General features: G+C 64.6%; 15 protein-coding genes and 1 tRNA gene. 8 read left to right on the forward strand and 8 right to left on the reverse strand.

The features are described from left to right. Positions 1-185 (forward strand): hypothetical protein (locus M3P36_RS01530; RefSeq protein WP_249699091.1); only part of this gene is annotated, 185 nt, incomplete at its 5' end. Positions 186-273: 88 nt separating this feature from the next. Here M3P36_RS01530 and M3P36_RS01535 read toward each other — a convergent pair. Further along, positions 274-360 (reverse strand) — tRNA-Leu (locus tag M3P36_RS01535). A 110-nt stretch (positions 361-470) separates the two neighbouring features. Continuing rightward, complete coding sequence (locus M3P36_RS01540) at positions 471-1,241, reverse strand: zinc-ribbon domain-containing protein (RefSeq protein WP_249699095.1); 771 nt, start codon at positions 1,239-1,241, stop codon at positions 471-473. A gap of 186 nt (positions 1,242-1,427) precedes the next feature. Between M3P36_RS01540 and ftsE the strand changes: the two genes are divergently transcribed. From ftsE to M3P36_RS01560, 4 genes are read left to right on the forward strand one after another with little or no spacing between them, the layout of a single operon-like run. Next, on the forward strand, positions 1,428-2,153 hold the full coding sequence (ftsE, locus tag M3P36_RS01545; RefSeq protein WP_249699107.1) for a cell division ATP-binding protein FtsE: 726 nt from the start codon (positions 1,428-1,430) through the stop codon (positions 2,151-2,153). A gap of 29 nt (positions 2,154-2,182) precedes the next feature. Further along, on the forward strand, positions 2,183-3,079 hold the full coding sequence (locus tag M3P36_RS01550) for a cell division protein FtsX (protein ID WP_249699111.1): 897 nt from the start codon (positions 2,183-2,185) through the stop codon (positions 3,077-3,079). Positions 3,080-3,101: 22 nt separating this feature from the next. Continuing rightward, positions 3,102-3,626, forward strand: a complete 525-nt coding sequence (locus M3P36_RS01555) for a YdcF family protein (protein WP_249699120.1) — start codon at positions 3,102-3,104, stop codon at positions 3,624-3,626. Between the two features lie 13 nt (positions 3,627-3,639). Then, complete coding sequence (locus M3P36_RS01560) at positions 3,640-4,335, forward strand: lysophospholipid acyltransferase family protein (RefSeq protein ID WP_249700608.1); 696 nt, start codon at positions 3,640-3,642, stop codon at positions 4,333-4,335. Here M3P36_RS01560 and M3P36_RS01565 read toward each other — a convergent pair. Continuing rightward, positions 4,332-5,051: an Nmad3 family putative nucleotide modification protein gene (locus M3P36_RS01565; protein WP_249699121.1), complete on the reverse strand. Its 720-nt coding sequence runs from the start codon at positions 5,049-5,051 to the stop codon at positions 4,332-4,334. The genes M3P36_RS01560 and M3P36_RS01565 overlap by 4 nt on opposite strands. A gap of 63 nt (positions 5,052-5,114) precedes the next feature. Here M3P36_RS01565 and M3P36_RS01570 point away from each other — a divergent pair, with 63 nt between their 5' ends. The 3 genes from M3P36_RS01570 to M3P36_RS01580 are packed head-to-tail and all read left to right on the forward strand — an operon-like array spanning position 5,115 to position 7,241. Continuing rightward, a complete protein-coding gene (locus M3P36_RS01570) occupies positions 5,115-6,008 on the forward strand; it encodes an MBL fold metallo-hydrolase (protein WP_249699122.1) in 894 nt (297 codons plus the stop codon). A 56-nt stretch (positions 6,009-6,064) separates the two neighbouring features. Beyond that, a complete protein-coding gene (gene dcd / locus M3P36_RS01575) occupies positions 6,065-6,619 on the forward strand; it encodes a dCTP deaminase (RefSeq protein WP_249699123.1) in 555 nt (184 codons plus the stop codon). Positions 6,620-6,644: 25 nt separating this feature from the next. After that, positions 6,645-7,241 carry a nuclear transport factor 2 family protein gene (locus M3P36_RS01580; protein WP_249699124.1) on the forward strand — a complete coding sequence of 199 codons (597 nt, stop codon included), beginning with the start codon at positions 6,645-6,647 and terminating at the stop codon, positions 7,239-7,241. Between the two features lie 31 nt (positions 7,242-7,272). Here the strand turns inward: M3P36_RS01580 and M3P36_RS01585 are convergent, their stop codons facing one another. From M3P36_RS01585 to rpoC, 5 genes are all read right to left on the reverse strand, one after another. Next, positions 7,273-9,471: a TonB-dependent receptor gene (locus M3P36_RS01585; RefSeq protein WP_249699125.1), complete on the reverse strand. Its 2,199-nt coding sequence runs from the start codon at positions 9,469-9,471 to the stop codon at positions 7,273-7,275. A 160-nt stretch (positions 9,472-9,631) separates the two neighbouring features. Then, on the reverse strand, positions 9,632-10,960 hold the full coding sequence (gene gltX / locus M3P36_RS01590) for a glutamate--tRNA ligase (RefSeq protein WP_249699133.1): 1,329 nt from the start codon (positions 10,958-10,960) through the stop codon (positions 9,632-9,634). A gap of 40 nt (positions 10,961-11,000) precedes the next feature. After that, entirely contained in the window at positions 11,001-12,110 is a 1,110-nt protein-coding gene (locus M3P36_RS01595; protein ID WP_249699135.1) for an NADH:flavin oxidoreductase, read from the reverse strand. 85 nt (positions 12,111-12,195) lie between these two features. Then, on the reverse strand, positions 12,196-12,573 hold the full coding sequence (locus tag M3P36_RS01600; protein WP_249699138.1) for a hypothetical protein: 378 nt from the start codon (positions 12,571-12,573) through the stop codon (positions 12,196-12,198). Positions 12,574-12,782: 209 nt separating this feature from the next. Beyond that, positions 12,783-17,168 carry a DNA-directed RNA polymerase subunit beta' gene (gene rpoC, locus M3P36_RS01605; RefSeq protein ID WP_249699146.1) on the reverse strand — a complete coding sequence of 1,462 codons (4,386 nt, stop codon included), beginning with the start codon at positions 17,166-17,168 and terminating at the stop codon, positions 12,783-12,785. Positions 17,169-17,225 lie beyond the last annotated feature (57 nt).

Here is a 17,225-nt window from a genome sequence, read left to right on the forward strand (position 1 = left end):
CTGATATCGCGCTTGGCAGTGCCGGAGAGCAGGACCGCAAAGCCGAGCGGCCAGAGCGAGCCAGGCCCAGCATCATCCACATTACCGGCGCGGGGCGCTTGCGGTTAGAAACTTCCGACCAGAGAAATTGGCGAAGTTGGGGCCCGCAAAACGTCTCGCAGATCCTTCTCTGCCCGCAGGCTTGAAGAGTTGGCCCCCGAAAGCCCGCAGAACTGCGCCATTCTTCCCCGAAGGGAGTGTTAAGTCATTGTTTCTGAAGGACTTTTAACTGTTTGGTGCGGTCGAGAAGACTCGAACTTCCACGGCCTTTCGGCCACAACGACCTCAACGTTGCGCGTCTACCAGTTCCGCCACGACCGCACATCGCACAAAGGGCGGCACGAAGCCGCCCCGGCAGGTAGGAGGGCGCCCTTAGCAAAGGCCCCCAGCCCCTGCAAGCGCGCTTGCTGCTTCTTTTGAAATGAGTGGCGCTATTGCGCCTTCCAGCCGATCTCGGCCACGCGGGCCGAGCGCGGGACATCGAGCACGGCGCGGGTGACCGCGACGCTTTCACCCGGCGCCAGGGTGGACTGCTCGGCGACGATTTCCAGCTCGAAAACCTTGCGCTCGCGCGCATCGCGCAGGATCACCAGGATCGGCGGCACGGGGCGCGCGGTGCTGCCGATATTGGTGATCGAGCCGTTGACTGCGAAATATTCCTGCCCGCCCGGCATCTCGCGCTTTTCCTGCTGGTCGAGCGGAAAATCGAGCTGCAGGTCGGGCTCGCCAACGGCGAAATCGGGGCGGGTAACAGGTACCCAGTCGGGCAGGCCCCAATAGCTGACGGCAAAGATGATGGCCGCGGCAAACACGGCGAAGATACCCGCCGCCCAGGTCCAGACCTTGAGCCAGTTGCGCCGCGGGCGAAACGGCGGCCCGGCATCGAACGGCGACTGGTCGGGCAGTTCTGGTTCCGGGGGGCGAGTGCGGTCGAACACCGGTGGCGGGGGCGGAAGGTCGGGATCGGCGGCCACCGGATCAGGTTGCGCTGGCGCAGGTGGCGGCGGCGGAGGTGGTGGCGGGGGTGGCGGCGCGGCTACCGGGGCCGCAGCGGCTTCCTGCGCCGGGGAAAGCTCCAGTTCGGCCGCTTCCTGGAACCAGTTGTGCCGGCATTTTGCGCAGCGCACCGTGCGACCGTCTGCCCCGATGGCGCTGTCGGGGACCACATATCGCGTTGCGCAGGCGGGGCACTGGATAATCATGCTATCGGGAGACCCTAGATACCCGCGAGAGGCGCAACAAGCTGTGGAGCAAGTTAGTTGCGACCGTCCGTGGCTTTTTTCCACATCGAACACTCGCTATAGCCCGCGCACGATGTGCATTTCGTCCCGTCTTCCGGCCCCCGAGCGCCTTTGGTCGAGGCGCCTGCGCTTCGGGCTGTCGCCCACATGAGCGGCGCGGGAGGGGGGATCGTCCAGTTCGACAATGTCGGCCTGCGCTATGGCAGCGACCGCGAGGTGCTGAGCGACGTGTCGTTTACGCTCTACCCCGGCAGCTTCTATTTCCTCACCGGGGCGAGCGGTGCGGGCAAGACCAGCCTGCTGCGCCTGCTCTACCTTGCCCAGCGGCCCAGCCGGGGGATGATTTCCATGTTCGGGCAGGACGTGATCACCCTGCCGCGCGCGCGCCTGCCCGGCTTCCGCCGCCGGATCGGCACGGTGTTCCAGGATTTCCGGCTGGTGCAGCACCTGTCCGCCTTCGACAACGTGGCCCTGCCCTTGCGCATTTCGGGCATGAGCGAGGATGCGATCAGGAAGCCGGTATCCGACATGCTCGAATGGGTCGGCCTCGATCACCGGGCCGAAGCACGGCCTGAAACGCTGTCGGGCGGCGAACAGCAGCGCGTGGCCATCGCCCGCGCGGTGATCGCCCGGCCCGAAGTGTTGGTGGCCGACGAGCCGACCGGCAACGTCGATCCCGACATGGCGCTGAAACTGCTGCGCCTGTTCGATTCGCTCAACCGGCTGGGCACCACGGTGGTGGTGGCGACCCACGATGTCCACCTGCTGCGCAAGGTGCCCGATTCGCTGATCATGCGGCTCGACAAGGGGCGGCTGTCGGATCCCACCGGCGCGCTCAAGTATCCGCCGCGGCGCGGGGGACCGAACACGTGAAGCCCCGGTGGCAGAGACCCCATGCGCGGATGACTGCACGGCTGGGCGGAGACGCCTCGCGCATCCTGCCCCAGGCGCGCCTGTCCGGCCCGATGCCCTGGGTCATCGCCATCATGACCGCGCTGACGGTTATCGCGCTGGCAGGCGGACTGGCGCTGGCCAACCTGGCCGACAATGCCCGCGCCGAAATATCCGGCGGCCTCACTGTCCAGGTGGTCGAGGCCGAACCTGCCGCACGGGACCGCCAGGCAGAAAATGCCGTCGCCCTGCTCAACAACCGCGACGACGTGGCCGAAGTGCGCCGGGTGCCGGAAGAAGAACTCGCCGCGCTGATCGAACCCTGGCTCGGCGCCGCTGGCACAGGCAGCACAAGCACTATCCCCACCCCTGCGCTGATCGACGTGAAACTGCGCGGTGCGGTGACCGATGCGCGGCTGGCCGACCTTGGCGCGGCGCTGGCCAGGGTGGCTCCGGCGGCGCGGGTCGATGCCCAGGCGAGCTGGCTGGCACCGGTATTCGGTGCGATCTCGTCATTGCAATTCCTTGCGCTGGGACTTGTGCTGCTGCTGGCGGCGACCAGTGCGGCGGCCGTGTGGCTGGCGGCCCGCAGCGCGCTGGGGGCCAACCGCGATACCATCGAGGTGATCCACCACCTTGGCGGGACAGACGGCCAGATCGCCAGCATCTTCCAGCGCTCGATCGCCATGGATGCGCTGGCAGGTGGGGCTGCGGGACTGCTGATGGCCCTGGCTGCGATCCTGCTTCTCGGTCAGCAGTTTGCCGGGCTGGGATCGGGGCTGGTGGCGGGCGGCGGACTGGACCCGATGGACTGGATCGTGATTGCTGCCGTGCCCTTTGCCGGCGTAATTCTCGCCATGCTGACCGCGCGGCTGACAGTGGTTGCGGCGCTGAGGAAAATGCTGTGAGAAATGCTGTGAGCTGGCAGCCATGATCGGACGGATCGCCTCATTGCTGGTCATCGCCTGGGCGCTTGGTTTCGTGTGGTTCGCCATGGCCCTGCCCCAGCCCGCCGGCTTGACCCATACCGATGCCATTGTCGTGCCGACCGGCGGCAATGGCCGGATCCAGCGCGGACTCGAACTGCTGAATGCCGGCGCAGCCGACCGGATGCTGGTGACCGGCGTCGATATCGACGTGCGCCCCCGCGAATTCATGGCGGAATACCAGGTCGACGATGCCACGATGGAATGCTGCATCACACTGGGCTTCTCCGCGCTCGATACCCGCGGCAATGCTCGTGAGACGGCCGAATGGATCGCCCGGCAGGAATTCACCTCGCTGCGGCTGGTCACGTCCGACTGGCACATGCGGCGCACGGCGATCGAACTGGCCGACCGTCTGCCCGATGGCGTGACCGTGCTGCGCGATGCCGTGCCGACCCAGCCCAGCTTCATCACCCTGTTCCGCGAATACCATAAGCTGCTGGCCGCCTGGCTGCTATCCCTGGCCTAGGAGCCCCTGATTGATGCACGTCCTGCGCAGCCTGCTGTTCTATCTTGCCTTCTATTTCGGGTCGATATTCTATGTCCTGGCGGCCTGGGCTTCGATCTGGCTGGTACCCCGCTGGGTCCAGCCGATCTGCAACGCCTGGTCAGGCTGGCACCATTGGTGCGTCGAGCATATCCTGCGCATCCGCATCGAGATTACCGGCCAGCGGCCCGATCATCCGGCGCTTTACGCGGTCAAGCACGAAAGCATGTTCGAAGCGATCGAGATGCCGCACCTGTTCCGGCACCTTTCGGGCTTTGCCAAGCAGGAGCTGTTCGACATTCCCGGCTGGGGCAAGGCGGCGAAGGCCTATGGTCTGGTGGCAGTGGCGCGCGACCAGGGGGCAACGGCGCTGCGTACGATGTTACGCGAGGTGCGCCCCTATATCGAGGAAGGGCGCCCGATCATCATCTTCCCCGAAGGCACGCGGGTAAAGCGCGGCCACCAGCCGCAGCTGCAATCGGGCTTTGCCGCGCTGTACAAGCTGCTTGGCCTGCCGGTGGTGCCGGTGGCGGTGGACAGCCGCCCGCAATATGCCCCGCGCTGGAAGCACAAGGGCACCATCCGCATCCATTTCGGCGAAGAAATCCCCACCGGCCTTTCGCGGGAGGAGATCGAGGCGCGGGTCCACGCCGCGATCAACCTGCTCGCCGGCCCGGCAGACGCAGTTTAGTCCATCAGAGCGAGCATGCGGTGCGCCCAGGTGTGGGCCTCCTCGTCATCTCCTGCATGGGCGACGAATTCCTGCCCCCGCGCCACGCTTTGCAGCAGGCCCCCGCCCTTCCAGCGTGCCGGACTAGCATGGAACGACAACCCGCTGCGCTCCATCCACTGCGGCACACGCCACAGGCTGGATCTTGCGCCTTCCACGGTCAGCCGCAGGTCTGGATGAGCAGTCCGCGCCAGTCCGCCCGGCCCGCACCACACGGCATCGTTGCGCCCGTGCGGCTCCACTGCGTGCGGATGACCGAGCCGGGCGAGTGCCGCCATGGCCGGATCGCCGGTGCGGACCAGTTCCTCCACCCACAGCCAGCCGAAGATCCGGTGATGGGCAGGCTCGCTCCCCTGGCAGAAGAGGCCGAAGAACAGGAACAGATCGCCCGGCCCCACACCCTGGTTTTGGAGATGGCTTTGCGCCGCGTGGCATTGCCCGAACAGGCAGCGGCCATCGGGCGTGAACAGCGGATCGTGATGGGCCAGCGCATCGGGTGCGATCCGCCCCCGGCTCGCCGTCGCCACATGGTCGCCCAGCCCCAGTGCTGCATAGCTTGTGCCCGGACGTCCGGCGCTGGCGGGAATCGGCAGACTGACCGGCACGCCATCGACAATGGGCGACGGCCCGCCGCCGCTGGTGGAATCGAAACCCTTGCGACTCAACACGATCTTCATCGTCGTAGAGCCTAGCGCAGGCGGATGTAGCGCACTAGGCTGACCGAAAAACGGGAGAGAACAATGCAGCCGATCCAGCTTGGCCGGATGACGATCCACAAGGTCGTCGAGATGGAATCGCCCACCCCGATGACGATGAACCTGCCCGGCGTGACATCGGCGGACCTCGCCCGGCTGATGCGCTGGTACGATCCCGGCGATGGCGAAATCACGCTCGACCCAGAAACCTCGCAGATGACCTTCTCGGTCCATTCGTTCGTGATCGAGGTGGATGGCCAGACGATCCTGGTGGACACCTGCGACGGCAATCACAAGAACCGCATGGTCGAGGCGGTCCACCAGCTCGATACCGACTACCTTGGCAACCTGCGCCGCGCGGGGTTCGAACCATCGGATATTGACTTGGTGATGTGTACCCACCTGCATTTCGACCATGTCGGCTGGAACACGCAGCTGGTGAACGGCAAATGGGAGCCGACCTTCGCCAATGCCAAATACCTGTTCGGCAGGCGCGACTACGAATACTTCAAATCCGGTCCGGCAGGCGAGGAACCGCACCACGAAAGCTTCGCCGATTCCATCGTGCCGGTGATGGAGGCCGGCCAGGGCATCATCGTGGAAGAGGACCATGTCGCCCACCGCGAGATCGGCAACGGCGTATGGCTGGAACCCGCCTTCGGCCATTCCCCCGGCTGCTGCACGATCCACGGTCGCGCGGGCGGCGAGGAAGCGATCTTCTGGGGCGATGTGATCCACCACCCGGTTCAGATGATCCGCTATGACCTGCCCTTCGCTTTCGATGCCGACCCCGCCACGGCCAGCATCACACGGCAGCGGGTGATGGAGAAGGCGGCGGAGGAAGACTTGCTGTGCTTCCCCGCCCACTTCCGCAAGACCTCCGCGGGCAAGGTGCGGATGGATGGCGACGCCTACCGTTATGAGTGGGTGCCGGAATAAGGGGATAAACCCCCTGCCCACTTGCCCCGCGCGGCTGCATCGGGAATCCCCGTTTCATGGCAATTCTCAGTGACAAATGGATTCGCGACCAGGCGCAGAACCACGGCATGATCGAGCCGTTCGTGGAAGCCCAGCGGCGCGACGGGTGCATTTCCTATGGCCTGTCGAGCTATGGCTACGATGCGCGGGTGGCGCCCGAATTCAAGATCTTCACCAACGTGAATTCAACCACGGTTGATCCCAAGCTGTTCGATCCCGACAGCTTCGTCGATCGCGAAACCGACGTGTGCATCATTCCGCCCAATTCCTTCGCGCTGGCCCGCACGGTGGAATATTTCCGCGTGCCGAGCGACGTGCTGGTGATCTGCCTGGGCAAGAGCACCTATGCCCGCTGCGGGATCATTGTGAATGTCACCCCGCTGGAACCCGGCTGGGAAGGCCACGTGACGCTGGAATTTTCCAACACCACGCCGCTGCCGGCCAAGATCTACGCCAACGAAGGAGCCTGCCAGTTCCTGTTCCTGCAGGGGAACGAACAGTGCGAGACGACCTATGCCGACCGCGCGGGCAAATACATGGGCCAGCGCGGGGTTACCCTGCCCAAGTTATAGGGTCCAAACTCCAGGGAGAAGCCGGATGCCGACAACCGAAGAACTGCTCGCAAGGATCGAGCGGCTCGAAGCCCGCGCGCAGGGTGCTGAAGATTACCGCGACCTCGTCAACCTGCAGGGTGCCTATGGCTACTATGTGGACAAGGGCCTGTGGGACAAGGCGGCAGACCTGTTCGCCACCGAAGGCACGCTGGAGATTGCCGGACGCGGGGTCTATGTCGGGCGCGAGCGGGTGCGGGCCTACCTGCGCCACCTGCCGCCCTATGGCCACGGCACGCTCTACAACCACATGCAATTGCAGCCGGTGCTGCACATCGACAGCGAAGCGGGCACGGCGCGGGGCCGCTGGCGCACGCTGATGATGGTCGGCTGGCTGGGCAAGGAAGGCCGCTGGGGCGAGGCGACCTACGAGAATTCCTATGTTCGCGAGAACGGCAAATGGCGCATCGCCAGCCTGCACGGGGTGATCAACTTCTACTGCGAATACGATGAAGGCTGGCACCGCGGCGGGGTCAAGCTCCTGCGCTCGATCGACGGGCTGGCGCCGGACCGCCCGCCGTCGATCGAATACGAAGCCTTCCCCGAGCCGGTGATCGCTCCGTTCCATTACGACGAGGTGTAGCTCCTCCCCGGCGCGGGGAGGAGCTGACCCGTCAGAACCGCGTGCGCAGGCTCGCCTTGAAGTTTCGACCGGCCAGCGGCACGAAATCCTTGGTATAGCTGGCGTGGCGACGGCCTTCGACATCGAACACGTTGTTGGCCTGCAGCATCAGGCTGATCCGCTGGTCGGAGAAGGGCCGGATGGTGGCCGACAGGTTGACATGGGTGAAGCCGTCGGTGGTGGTTTCGCCGGGCGAAACGCGGTTCTGTGCCGCGAACCGCTCCACCTCGCCGCGCAGGTCAAGCGCCTCGCCCTGCCATTCCAGCGCGCCCAGGACCGTCAGCGGCGGGATGCGCGGCACGGCTGAGTCATCGTCCAGCGTGGCGCGGATGTAGGAGCCGCGCAGATCGCCAACCAGGGTGCCGCCGACCAGGCGGGCCAGTGGGAAGCTCGCTTCACCTTCCACTCCGAACCAGTCGGTGTCCTGCTGCATGTACTGGAAGACCGGCAGTTCGTCTTCCTCGGCGCCGGTTTCGGACAGGTAGATATAGTCGTCGAACCAGTTCTGGTAGACCGCCAGCCTGAGGTCTGCACCGCCGAGTGTGGCGCGGACATAGGCTTCGGCGCCCCAGGCACCTTCCTTCGTAAGGAACGGATCACCCACTTCATACTGGCTGGTGGCCAGGTGCGGGCCATTGGCGAACAGTTCCTCGGTTGCCGGCGCGCGCTCGGCACGGCTGAGGTTGAGGCCGGCGCGCACGCCCTCATCGAAGCTCCACGACAGACCGAGAGCGCCAGAGAAGGTGTCGAACGTGCGCGACAAGGCGCGGGTATCCAGCTCCTGCTGGGTGCTTTCATAGCGCGCGCCCATTTCCACTTCGAATGGCCCCGAACGGACTTCCTGTAAGGTGAACAGGGCTACCGACTCGGTGAAATTTGCAGGCACGAAGGCTTCGGCGCCGATGGCGTCGAAATCGCGACGGAAGAACTGGAGGCCGAACGATCCGCGCAAGGTGGCATCGCCGCCCAGCTGCTGCTGGCCCTGGATCAGTTCGATCCGGCCTTCCACACCCGACACGTTGAACACCGTGCCCACTTCGTCGCCTTCCAGCTCGGTATGGGTGTAGTCGGAGTAGCCGATGCGGGTGACCAGGTCGTGGAAGAACCCGTCCGAGATGTGGAACTCGCCGCGCAGGTCGGCGCGGAACTGTTCCAGGGCGATCGAGACCGGCTCATCGCCGTGTTCGTGGCCATGGTCGTCGTGGTCATCATCATGATCATCGTGATCGTCGTCGTTATCCTCGTCCTCGTGGTGGCCATGACCGCCGGGACCGATCGGCACCCCATAGCGTGTATCGTAATAGCCCACCGATACACCGAAGCTGTTCAGGCCGGAAAACCAGGTAAGGCCGGTGCCGAGCGAATAGGTCCGCGTGTCGCTGTCCGGCAGGATGCCGCGCACATTGGCGCGTTCGATCAGTTCTTCGGCTTCTTCGTCGTGTCCTTCCTCGAACTCCTCGGCGGCATCGGCCAGGAGGTCGGCCCGCAGGTCGTCGCTCAGGGCAAAACCGGCGATCTCGAGGTTGTCCGTCTTGGTGAAGGAGCCATCGACATGCCACACGAAATTCGGTCCGACCGACAGGTCGAGCGATGCGCCGCCCTGGCGCAGGTTGCTGGCAGTATCGCCGGCCAGCAAGGCATCAAACCGCATGCCTCCCTCGGGCTTTACATGCGGGATACGGCGGTCGATCACATTGACCGCGCCGCCGATGGCCGAGGAACCATAGAGCAGGACGGCAGGGCCGCGCAGCACTTCGACGCTTTCGGCCGTCAGCGGATCGATGGTCACCGCGTGGTCGGCGCTGGTGTTGGATGCGTCGATAGAGCCGATCCCGTCCACCAGCACGCGCACCCGCTCGCCCTGGAAGCCGCGCAGGACCGGGCGGCTGGCGCCGGGGGCGAAGCCGGTGGCCGAAACGCCGGGCAGCTTCACCAGCACATCGCCGATCTGGCCGGCCATGTTGCGTTGAAGTTCGTCCTGCTCGACCACCGTGGCACCAGCCAGCATGTCCAGCCGCTCCAGCCCGCCCGCAGTGACGACGATCGTATCGCGCCCATGGGGATCATGGCTATGCGGGACCGGTCCTTCGACCTGCTGCTGGGCAAGCGCGGGTACGGCAGTGACCAAGGTGAGGGCAGAAGCCGACAGGGCCAGAATAGACAAGGCAGGGCGGCGGGCATTGGTAATCATGGGTGCAGGCATTCCCGTAGTTGGATATGAATGAAACGATGTAATGGTATAACATCAGCCTATAGCCACACAAGACGGCCTGCCAAGCCGGAAAGCGAGCACGCACGACCTGTCACTGCGCGGGTGTTGCGCGGATGGCACGGTCTGGATGTGGCGGGCGTCAACCGGTGGCGGCGTTTTCCAGCCGGGCGCGGGCTTCGGCAGCACCGATGAGGGGCAGCAGGCTTGGCATGTCGGGGCCATGGTCCATGCCGGTCAGCGCCTGCCGCAAGGGTAGGAACAGCACCTTGCCCTTGCGGCCCGTTGTTTCCTTCAGGGCGGAGGTTAGTGCCTGCCAGTCGGTGCCGGTCGCCTCGATTACCCGTGCCGCTTCGCCAAGGTAGGCCCGGTCCTCGGCCGTGATCGCGGGTGCGGAAATCGGACCCTTGATGACCGCCCACCAGCTTTCAACATCAGCCAGTCGCTCAAGGTTCGGCCGGATCGCCACCCAGGCGCCCTCATCCATCCCGGCAGGCAGGCGATCGGCCACCTCGGCATAGGGCAAGGCGTGGAGCAGCGCAGCGTTGATCCGGCCAAGTTCGTCCTCGTCGAACCGCGCAGGCGCACGGCCGAAGGTCGCAAGATCGAAGCTGGCGGCCAACACATCCCGGTCGGCAATGGGTTCGACCGGCAGCGATGTGCCCAGCCGTGCCAGCAGCGCCACCAGCGCCTGCGGCTCGATCCCCGCCTCGCGGAAATGGTCACAGCCGAGCGACCCCAGCCGCTTGGACAGCTTGCCTTCTGATCCTACCAGCAGGGCTTCGTGCGAGAACCGGGGAGGTGCAGCATCAAGTGCGGTAAACATCTGTATTTGCACGGCAGTATTGGAAACGTGATCCTCTCCCCGCAGCACGTCCGTCACGCCCATGTCCACATCATCGATCACGCTGGGCAGCATGTAGAGCCACGATCCGTCGGCCCGCCGCACCACCGGGTCGCTGAGCTGCGCAGCGTCGAACTTCTGCACCCCGCGCACGCCATCGACCCATACAATGGGTTCTGCATGGTCGAGCAGGAAGCGCCAGTGCGGCGCCTCACCCGCCGCCGCGCGTGCAGCATGGTCGGCTTCGGTAAGGGCCAAGGCCGCGCGATCATAAACCGGCGGCAACCCGCGCCCCAGGGCAACCTTGCGCTTGAGATCCAGTTCCTGCGCGGTTTCATAGCAGCGATAGACCCGGCCAGCGGCGCACAGCTTGTCGAACGCCTGCTCATAAATCGCCAATCGTGCCGACTGCCGCTCCTCGCCATCGGGATGAAGCCCGAGCCATGCCAGATCGGCGCGGATCGCCTCGACATATTCCTCGCGGCTGCGGGCCTGATCGGTATCGTCGATTCGCAACAGGAAGCGACCACTAGACCTCTTGGCAAGCAGCCAGTTGTGGAGCGCGGTACGCACGTTGCCGACATGCAGCGTGCCGGTGGGCGAAGGGGCAAAACGGGTGACAGTCATCGCCGCCCCGTTAGCCCAACCTGGGCTGGCAGGCCAGAGATCAGTCTAGCGTGGCGAGCGCAGCGGGATCGAAATCCTCGATCCTGCCCGCGTCCGATCCGGCCACCTTGGCCGCCCAGTTGGCGTCGGACAGCAGCGCTCGGCCGACCGCGATCAGGTCGAACTCGCCCTTCTCCATCCGCGCCACCAGCTTCTCGAGGCCGGCGGCCTCGGAGGCCTTGCCCTGGAAAGCCCCGAAGAAATCGCCCGACAGGCCGACCGAGCCGACGCTGATGGTCGGCAGGCCGGTGATCTTTTTGGCCCAGCCGGCAAAGTTCAATCCATCCTCGCCATCAACCTCGGGGAACTCGGGCTCCCAGAAGCGGCGCTGCGAGCAATGGAAAATGTCCACGCCTGCTGCGGCCAGCGGGGCAAGCCATTGCTCCATCTCGGCAGGAGTGGAGGCGAGGCGGGCCGCATAGTCCTGCTGCTTCCACTGGCTGAGCCTGAGGATGACCGGATAGTCCGCACCAACCTCGGCGCGGATCGCGGCCACGACCTCGGCGGCAAAGCGGCTGCGCTCGCCGATAGTGGCCCCGCCCCAGCGATCCTCGCGCCGGTTGGAGCCGTCCCAGAAGAACTGGTCGATCAGGTAGCCATGCGCGCCGTGGATCTCCACCGTATCGAAGCCCAGCGCCTGCGCATCCCTGGCCGCACGGGCAAAGGCATGGACGGTATCGGCAATGTCCTCCTCGCTCATCGGTGCGCCCACCGGTTCGCCCGGCTTGTTCAGCCCGCTGGGGGTGTCTAGCGCGCCGCGTTCGTAAGACGGGTCGGCCGAAGTACCGCCGGTGTGCCATATCTGCGGCCCCATCTTGCCGCCCGCATCGTGCACCGCGTCGATCACGCCTTTCCAACCCGCCAGCGCCGCATCGCCATGGAACAGCGGGATGTGCGGCAGGTTGCGGCTGGTGGGGCGATCCACCACAGTGCCTTCTGACAGGATCAGGCCCACCTGGCCTTCCGCCCGGCGGCGGTAGTATTCTGCATTGGCTGCGCCCGGCACGCCATCGGGCGACATGTTGCGCGTCATCGGGGGCATGACCACGCGGTTCTTGAGGGTCAGCTTGGGCGAGGTGAAGGGCTGGAAGAGGATCGAGGTGTCGGTCATGGTGCTGCGCTTTCGTTAGGCTTGACACCACAAGTGGGCCGACCAGGCGCTGCGCTCAAGGGGCGTTGGGGCGCCTAAAGAAAGCCTATTGGCTGAACAGGGTGACCGAGTGACCGCCACCGGTAAACTCGATGCCGTTGGCCGGAGTGCGCACCGCTCGGTCAACCACGTCGAACGCCGTCGCGAGCTCGTAGAAAGCGGGAGTGACAGCGGGCTGGCAGACGACAACGGTGCCATCGGGCCTGGGCTCAGGCTGGTAATCAAGGTGGCGCGCGATTTCGAGCAGACCGCGCTCACCGTCGGCCAGGGTCCAGACGAAACCCAGGCACTGTGGCTCGTAGGAAATGACCCCGTCGGCGATGGTGAGGCCGATACCCATGTCGCCTTCCACCTCGCCGCCATCGATCCCGGCTACCCGGTATTCGCCCGCAAGCTCCGTGGCAGACAGCGTCACTGTCTCCATTGGCGGTAGAGTCGCGGTGGGTGCGGTTGAGTCCGGCACAAGGGGCGGAGTTACATCCTCGCCACAAGCAGAGAGGAGCAACAGGCAGGGCAGGAAGGATCTCATCACGACCTGTAATAGATTGCCCGGCATCCTGTTCCGCAAGCACAAATGAAAAGCCCCGCCGGATCTCTCCGGCGGGGCTGTTTCATCGGCTGGGCATGAGCGGCTTATTCGCCGTCCTTCGCCTCGCCCTCGTCAGCCGCAGCGTCGAGCGCCTCTTCCGCCACGCTGCCATCATGGTCGGCCGCTTCGGGGTTGAGGTATTCGCCGGCATCGGCATCGGTGCCGTGGGTTTCGCCTTCGACCGCTGCCAGGGGATCGTCACCCATGGCGGCTTCGGCGCCGCGAGCCAGTTCGGCCTCGTGCTCCTCGGCTGCGGTGTTTGCTGTCGCCACTGCAGAGGCCGCCGCGATCGCATCGTTCATCTTGCGATACTGGGCGCGGAGCGCGGCATCGCGGCTGTTGGCGGTGACGCGCAGGCGGTTGAGCCCGGCGCCGGTGCCAGCCGGGATGAGCCGGCCCACGATGACGTTTTCCTTCAGACCGATCAGCGAGTCCTTCTTTCCTTCGACCGCCGCCTGCGTCAGCACGCGGGTGGTTTCCTGGAACGAGGCCGCCGAGATGAAGCTGCGGGTCTGCAGCGACGCCTTGGTGATGCCGAGCAGCACCGGGTTGCCGGCAGCCGGGCGTGCGCCCTTGGCCTGCTTGGCGTTGTATTCATCCATCTCGGCCCGATCGACCTGCTCGCCCGGCAGCAGCGTGGTATCGCCGCCATCGGTGATCTCGACCTTCTGCAGCATCTGGCGAACGATCACCTCGATGTGCTTGTCGTTGATCTTCACGCCCTGCAGACGATAGACCTCCTGGATTTCGGCCACGATGTATTCGGCCAGCGCCGCCACACCAAGCACTTCGAGGATGTCGTGTGGGTTGGGCGAGCCCGAGATGAGCGTATCGCCCTTCTTGACGAAGTCGCCTTCCTGCACGTCGATCACCTTGGTCTTGGGGATCAGGTATTCCACCGGATCGCCCTCTTCCGGGATGATCGCGATCTTGCGCTTGGCCTTGTAGTCGCGGACGAATTCGATGCGGCCGCTGATCTTGGCGATCACCGCTACGTCCTTCGGCACGCGGGCTTCGAACAGCTCGGCAACACGCGGCAGACCGCCGGTGATGTCGCGCGTCTTCGATGCCTCGCGGCTGGCACGGGCAAGGATGTCGCCCGCTTCCACTTCCTGGCCATCCTCGACCGACAAGGTGGTACCGGGGGCGAGCATGTAGCGCGCAGCTTCGGTATCATCGCCCTTCTTTGCGGCTTCATCACCCAAGAGGGTCATGCGCGGACGCAGGTCTTCCTTCTTGGAACGGCCGGCGGCACGATATTCGGTGACCACGCGCTGGGCGATACCGGTGGCATCATCCATGCGTTCTTCCAGCGTCTTGCCTTCGACCAGGTCCTGATAGCGCACGATACCGGCGGTTTCGGTGATGATCGGCAGGGAGAACGGATCCCATTCTGCCAGGCGATCACCTTCCTTAACCGAAGCACCGTCCTCGACCTTCAGCATGGTGCCGTAAGGCACGCGGTGGATGGCGCGTTCGCGACCCTCGGCATCGACGATCACCATTTCACCGGTGCGAGCCAGCGACAGCCGGCGGCCGTTCTTGTCCACGATGGTCGGCATGTCGCGGAACACGACCTTGCCGTCCGAGATGGCTTCGAGGTGGCTGGTTTCGTTGACCTGTGCCGCACCGCCGATGTGGAAGGTACGCATGGTCAGCTGGGTGCCGGGCTCACCGATCGACTGGGCGGCGATAACGCCGACAGCTTCACCGATGTTGACCGGGGTACCGCGTGCCAGGTCACGGCCGTAGCAGGTGCCGCAAACGCCCATTTCGGCTTCGCAAACCAGCGGCGAACGGATCTTGGCGACCTGAACTTCGGCCTCCTCGATCGCTTTCACCATCGGCTCGTCGACCAGGGTGCCGACCTTGACGATCACTTCACCGGTGGCGGCGTTGATGATGTCTTCGGCCACGGTGCGGCCAAGGATACGCTCGCCCAGTGAGGCAATCACGCTGCCGCCCTGGATGATGGCGCGCATTTCCAGCGCGTTCTCGGTGCCGCAATCCTCTTCGACAATGACGCAATCCTGCGACACGTCGACCAGGCGGCGGGTCAGGTAGCCCGAGTTCGCCGTCTTCAACGCCGTATCCGCGAGACCCTTACGAGCACCGTGGGTGGAGTTGAAGTATTCAAGGACGGTCAGGCCTTCCTTGAAGTTGGAAATGATCGGCGTCTCGATGATCTCGCCCGAAGGCTTGGCCATCAGGCCGCGCATACCGGCGAGCTGCTTCATCTGCGCGGGGGAACCACGCGCACCGGAGTGGCTCATCATGTAGATCGAGTTGATCGGCTTCTGCCGGCCGTGCTCGTCCTTGGGCTGGGCGCGGATCTTGTCCATCATAACGTTCGCCACCTGGTCGCCGCAACGGCTCCAGGCATCGATCACCTTGTTGTACTTTTCCTGCTGGGTGATGAAACCGTCCTGGTACTGCTGCTCGTAATCGGCAACCAGCGCCTTGGTTTCCTCGATCAGGCCTTCCTTTTCCTCCGGAATGATCATGTCATCCTTGCCGAAGGAAATGCCGGCCTTGCAGGCGTGCTTGAAGCCCAGCGCCATGATGGCGTCGGCGAACAGCACGGTGTCCTTCTGGCCGGTGTGGCGATAGACCTCGTCGATCACGTCGCCGATGTCCTTCTTGGTGAGCAGGCGGTTGACCGTTTCGAACGGCACCTTGTGGCTCTTGGGAAGGCATTCGGCGATCAGCATGCGGCCCGGGGTCGTTTCCACCCGGCGCATCACCTGCTTGCCCTGCTCGTCCGTCTGCGGAACGCGGGTGGTGATCTTGGAGTGCAAGGTCACCGCGCCCACGTGCAGCGCCTGGTGCACTTCGTTGATATCGCCCAGTATCTTGCCTTCGCCCGGCTCGCCTTCGCGGTCCATCGACAGGTAGTACAGGCCCAGCACCATGTCCTGCGAAGGCACGATGATCGGCTTGCCGTTGGCCGGCGACAGGATGTTGTTGGTGGACATCATCAGCACGCGCGCTTCGAGCTGGGCTTCCAGCGAAAGCGGCACGTGGACGGCCATCTGGTCACCGTCGAAGTCGGCGTTGAAGGCCGAGCAGACGAGCGGGTGCAGCTGGATTGCCTTGCCTTCGATCAGCACGGGCTCGAACGCCTGGATGCCGAGGCGGTGAAGCGTGGGTGCGCGGTTCAGCAGCACGGGGTGTTCGCGGATCACTTCGTCCAGGATGTCCCAGACTTCCTTGCGTTCCTTCTCGACCCACTTCTTGGCCTGCTTCAGGGTCATCGACAGACCCTTGGCATCGAGCCGCGCGTAGATGAACGGCTTGAACAGTTCGAGCGCCATCTTCTTGGGCAGGCCGCACTGGTGCAGCTTCAATTCCGGCCCGGTCACGATGACCGAACGGCCCGAATAGTCCACGCGCTTGCCGAGCAGGTTCTGGCGGAAGCGGCCCTGCTTGCCCTTGAGCATGTCGGACAGCGACTTGAGTGGACGCTTGTTGGCACCGGTGATTACGCGGCCACGGCGGCCGTTGTCGAACAGGGCGTCAACGGCTTCCTGCAGCATGCGCTTTTCGTTGCGCACGATAATGTCCGGCGCGCGCAATTCCATCAGCCGCTTGAGGCGATTGTTGCGGTTGATCACGCGGCGGTAGAGATCGTTGAGGTCGGACGTGGCGAAGCGGCCGCCATCCAGCGGCACCAGCGGGCGCAGTTCCGGCGGGATGACCGGCACGACATCGAGGATCATCCATTCCGGCTTGTTGCCCGAATCGATGAAGCTTTCGACGACCTTCAGGCGCTTGATGATCTTCTTGGGCTTGAGCAGCGACTTGGTGGTGGCGAGTTCCTCCATCAGGTCGTCGCGCTCACGCACGAGGTCGAGGTCCATCAGCATGGTCTTGACTGCCGCAGCGCCGATATCGGCGGTGAAGGCATCTTCTCCATACTCGTCCTGGGCTTCGAGCATCTCGTCTTCGGTCAGAAGCTGGAACTTCTCGAGCGGGGTCAGGCCCGGCTCGATCACCACATAGCTTTCGAAGTAGAGCACGCGCTCAAGCTGCTTCAACTGCATGTCGAGCAGCAGGCCGATGCGCGACGGCAGCGACTTCAGGAACCAGATGTGCGCGACGGGCGCTGCCAGTTCGATGTGGCCCATGCGTTCGCGGCGGACCTTGGTCACGGTCACTTCAACGCCGCACTTTTCGCAGACGACGCCCTTGTACTTCATGCGCTTGTACTTGCCGCACAGGCACTCGTAGTCCTTCACCGGGCCGAAGATGCGGGCGCAGAACAGGCCGTCGCGCTCCGGCTTGAAGGTCCGGTAGTTGATGGTCTCGGGCTTCTTGATCTCGCCGAACGACCACGAACGGATGCGCTCGGGCGAGGCAATGCCGATCTGGATCTGGTCGAAAGTCTCCGGCTTGGAGATCTGGTTGGTGAATTTCGAAAGTTCGTTCATTTCTTAAATCCCTTGGGGAGGGTTCAACAGGGGGTTTGGGGCAGTGGGGTGAGCCCG

Origin of the sequence: Altererythrobacter sp. KTW20L (assembly GCF_023501975.1) — a bacterium.
Taxonomy (GTDB): domain Bacteria; phylum Pseudomonadota; class Alphaproteobacteria; order Sphingomonadales; family Sphingomonadaceae; genus Alteraurantiacibacter.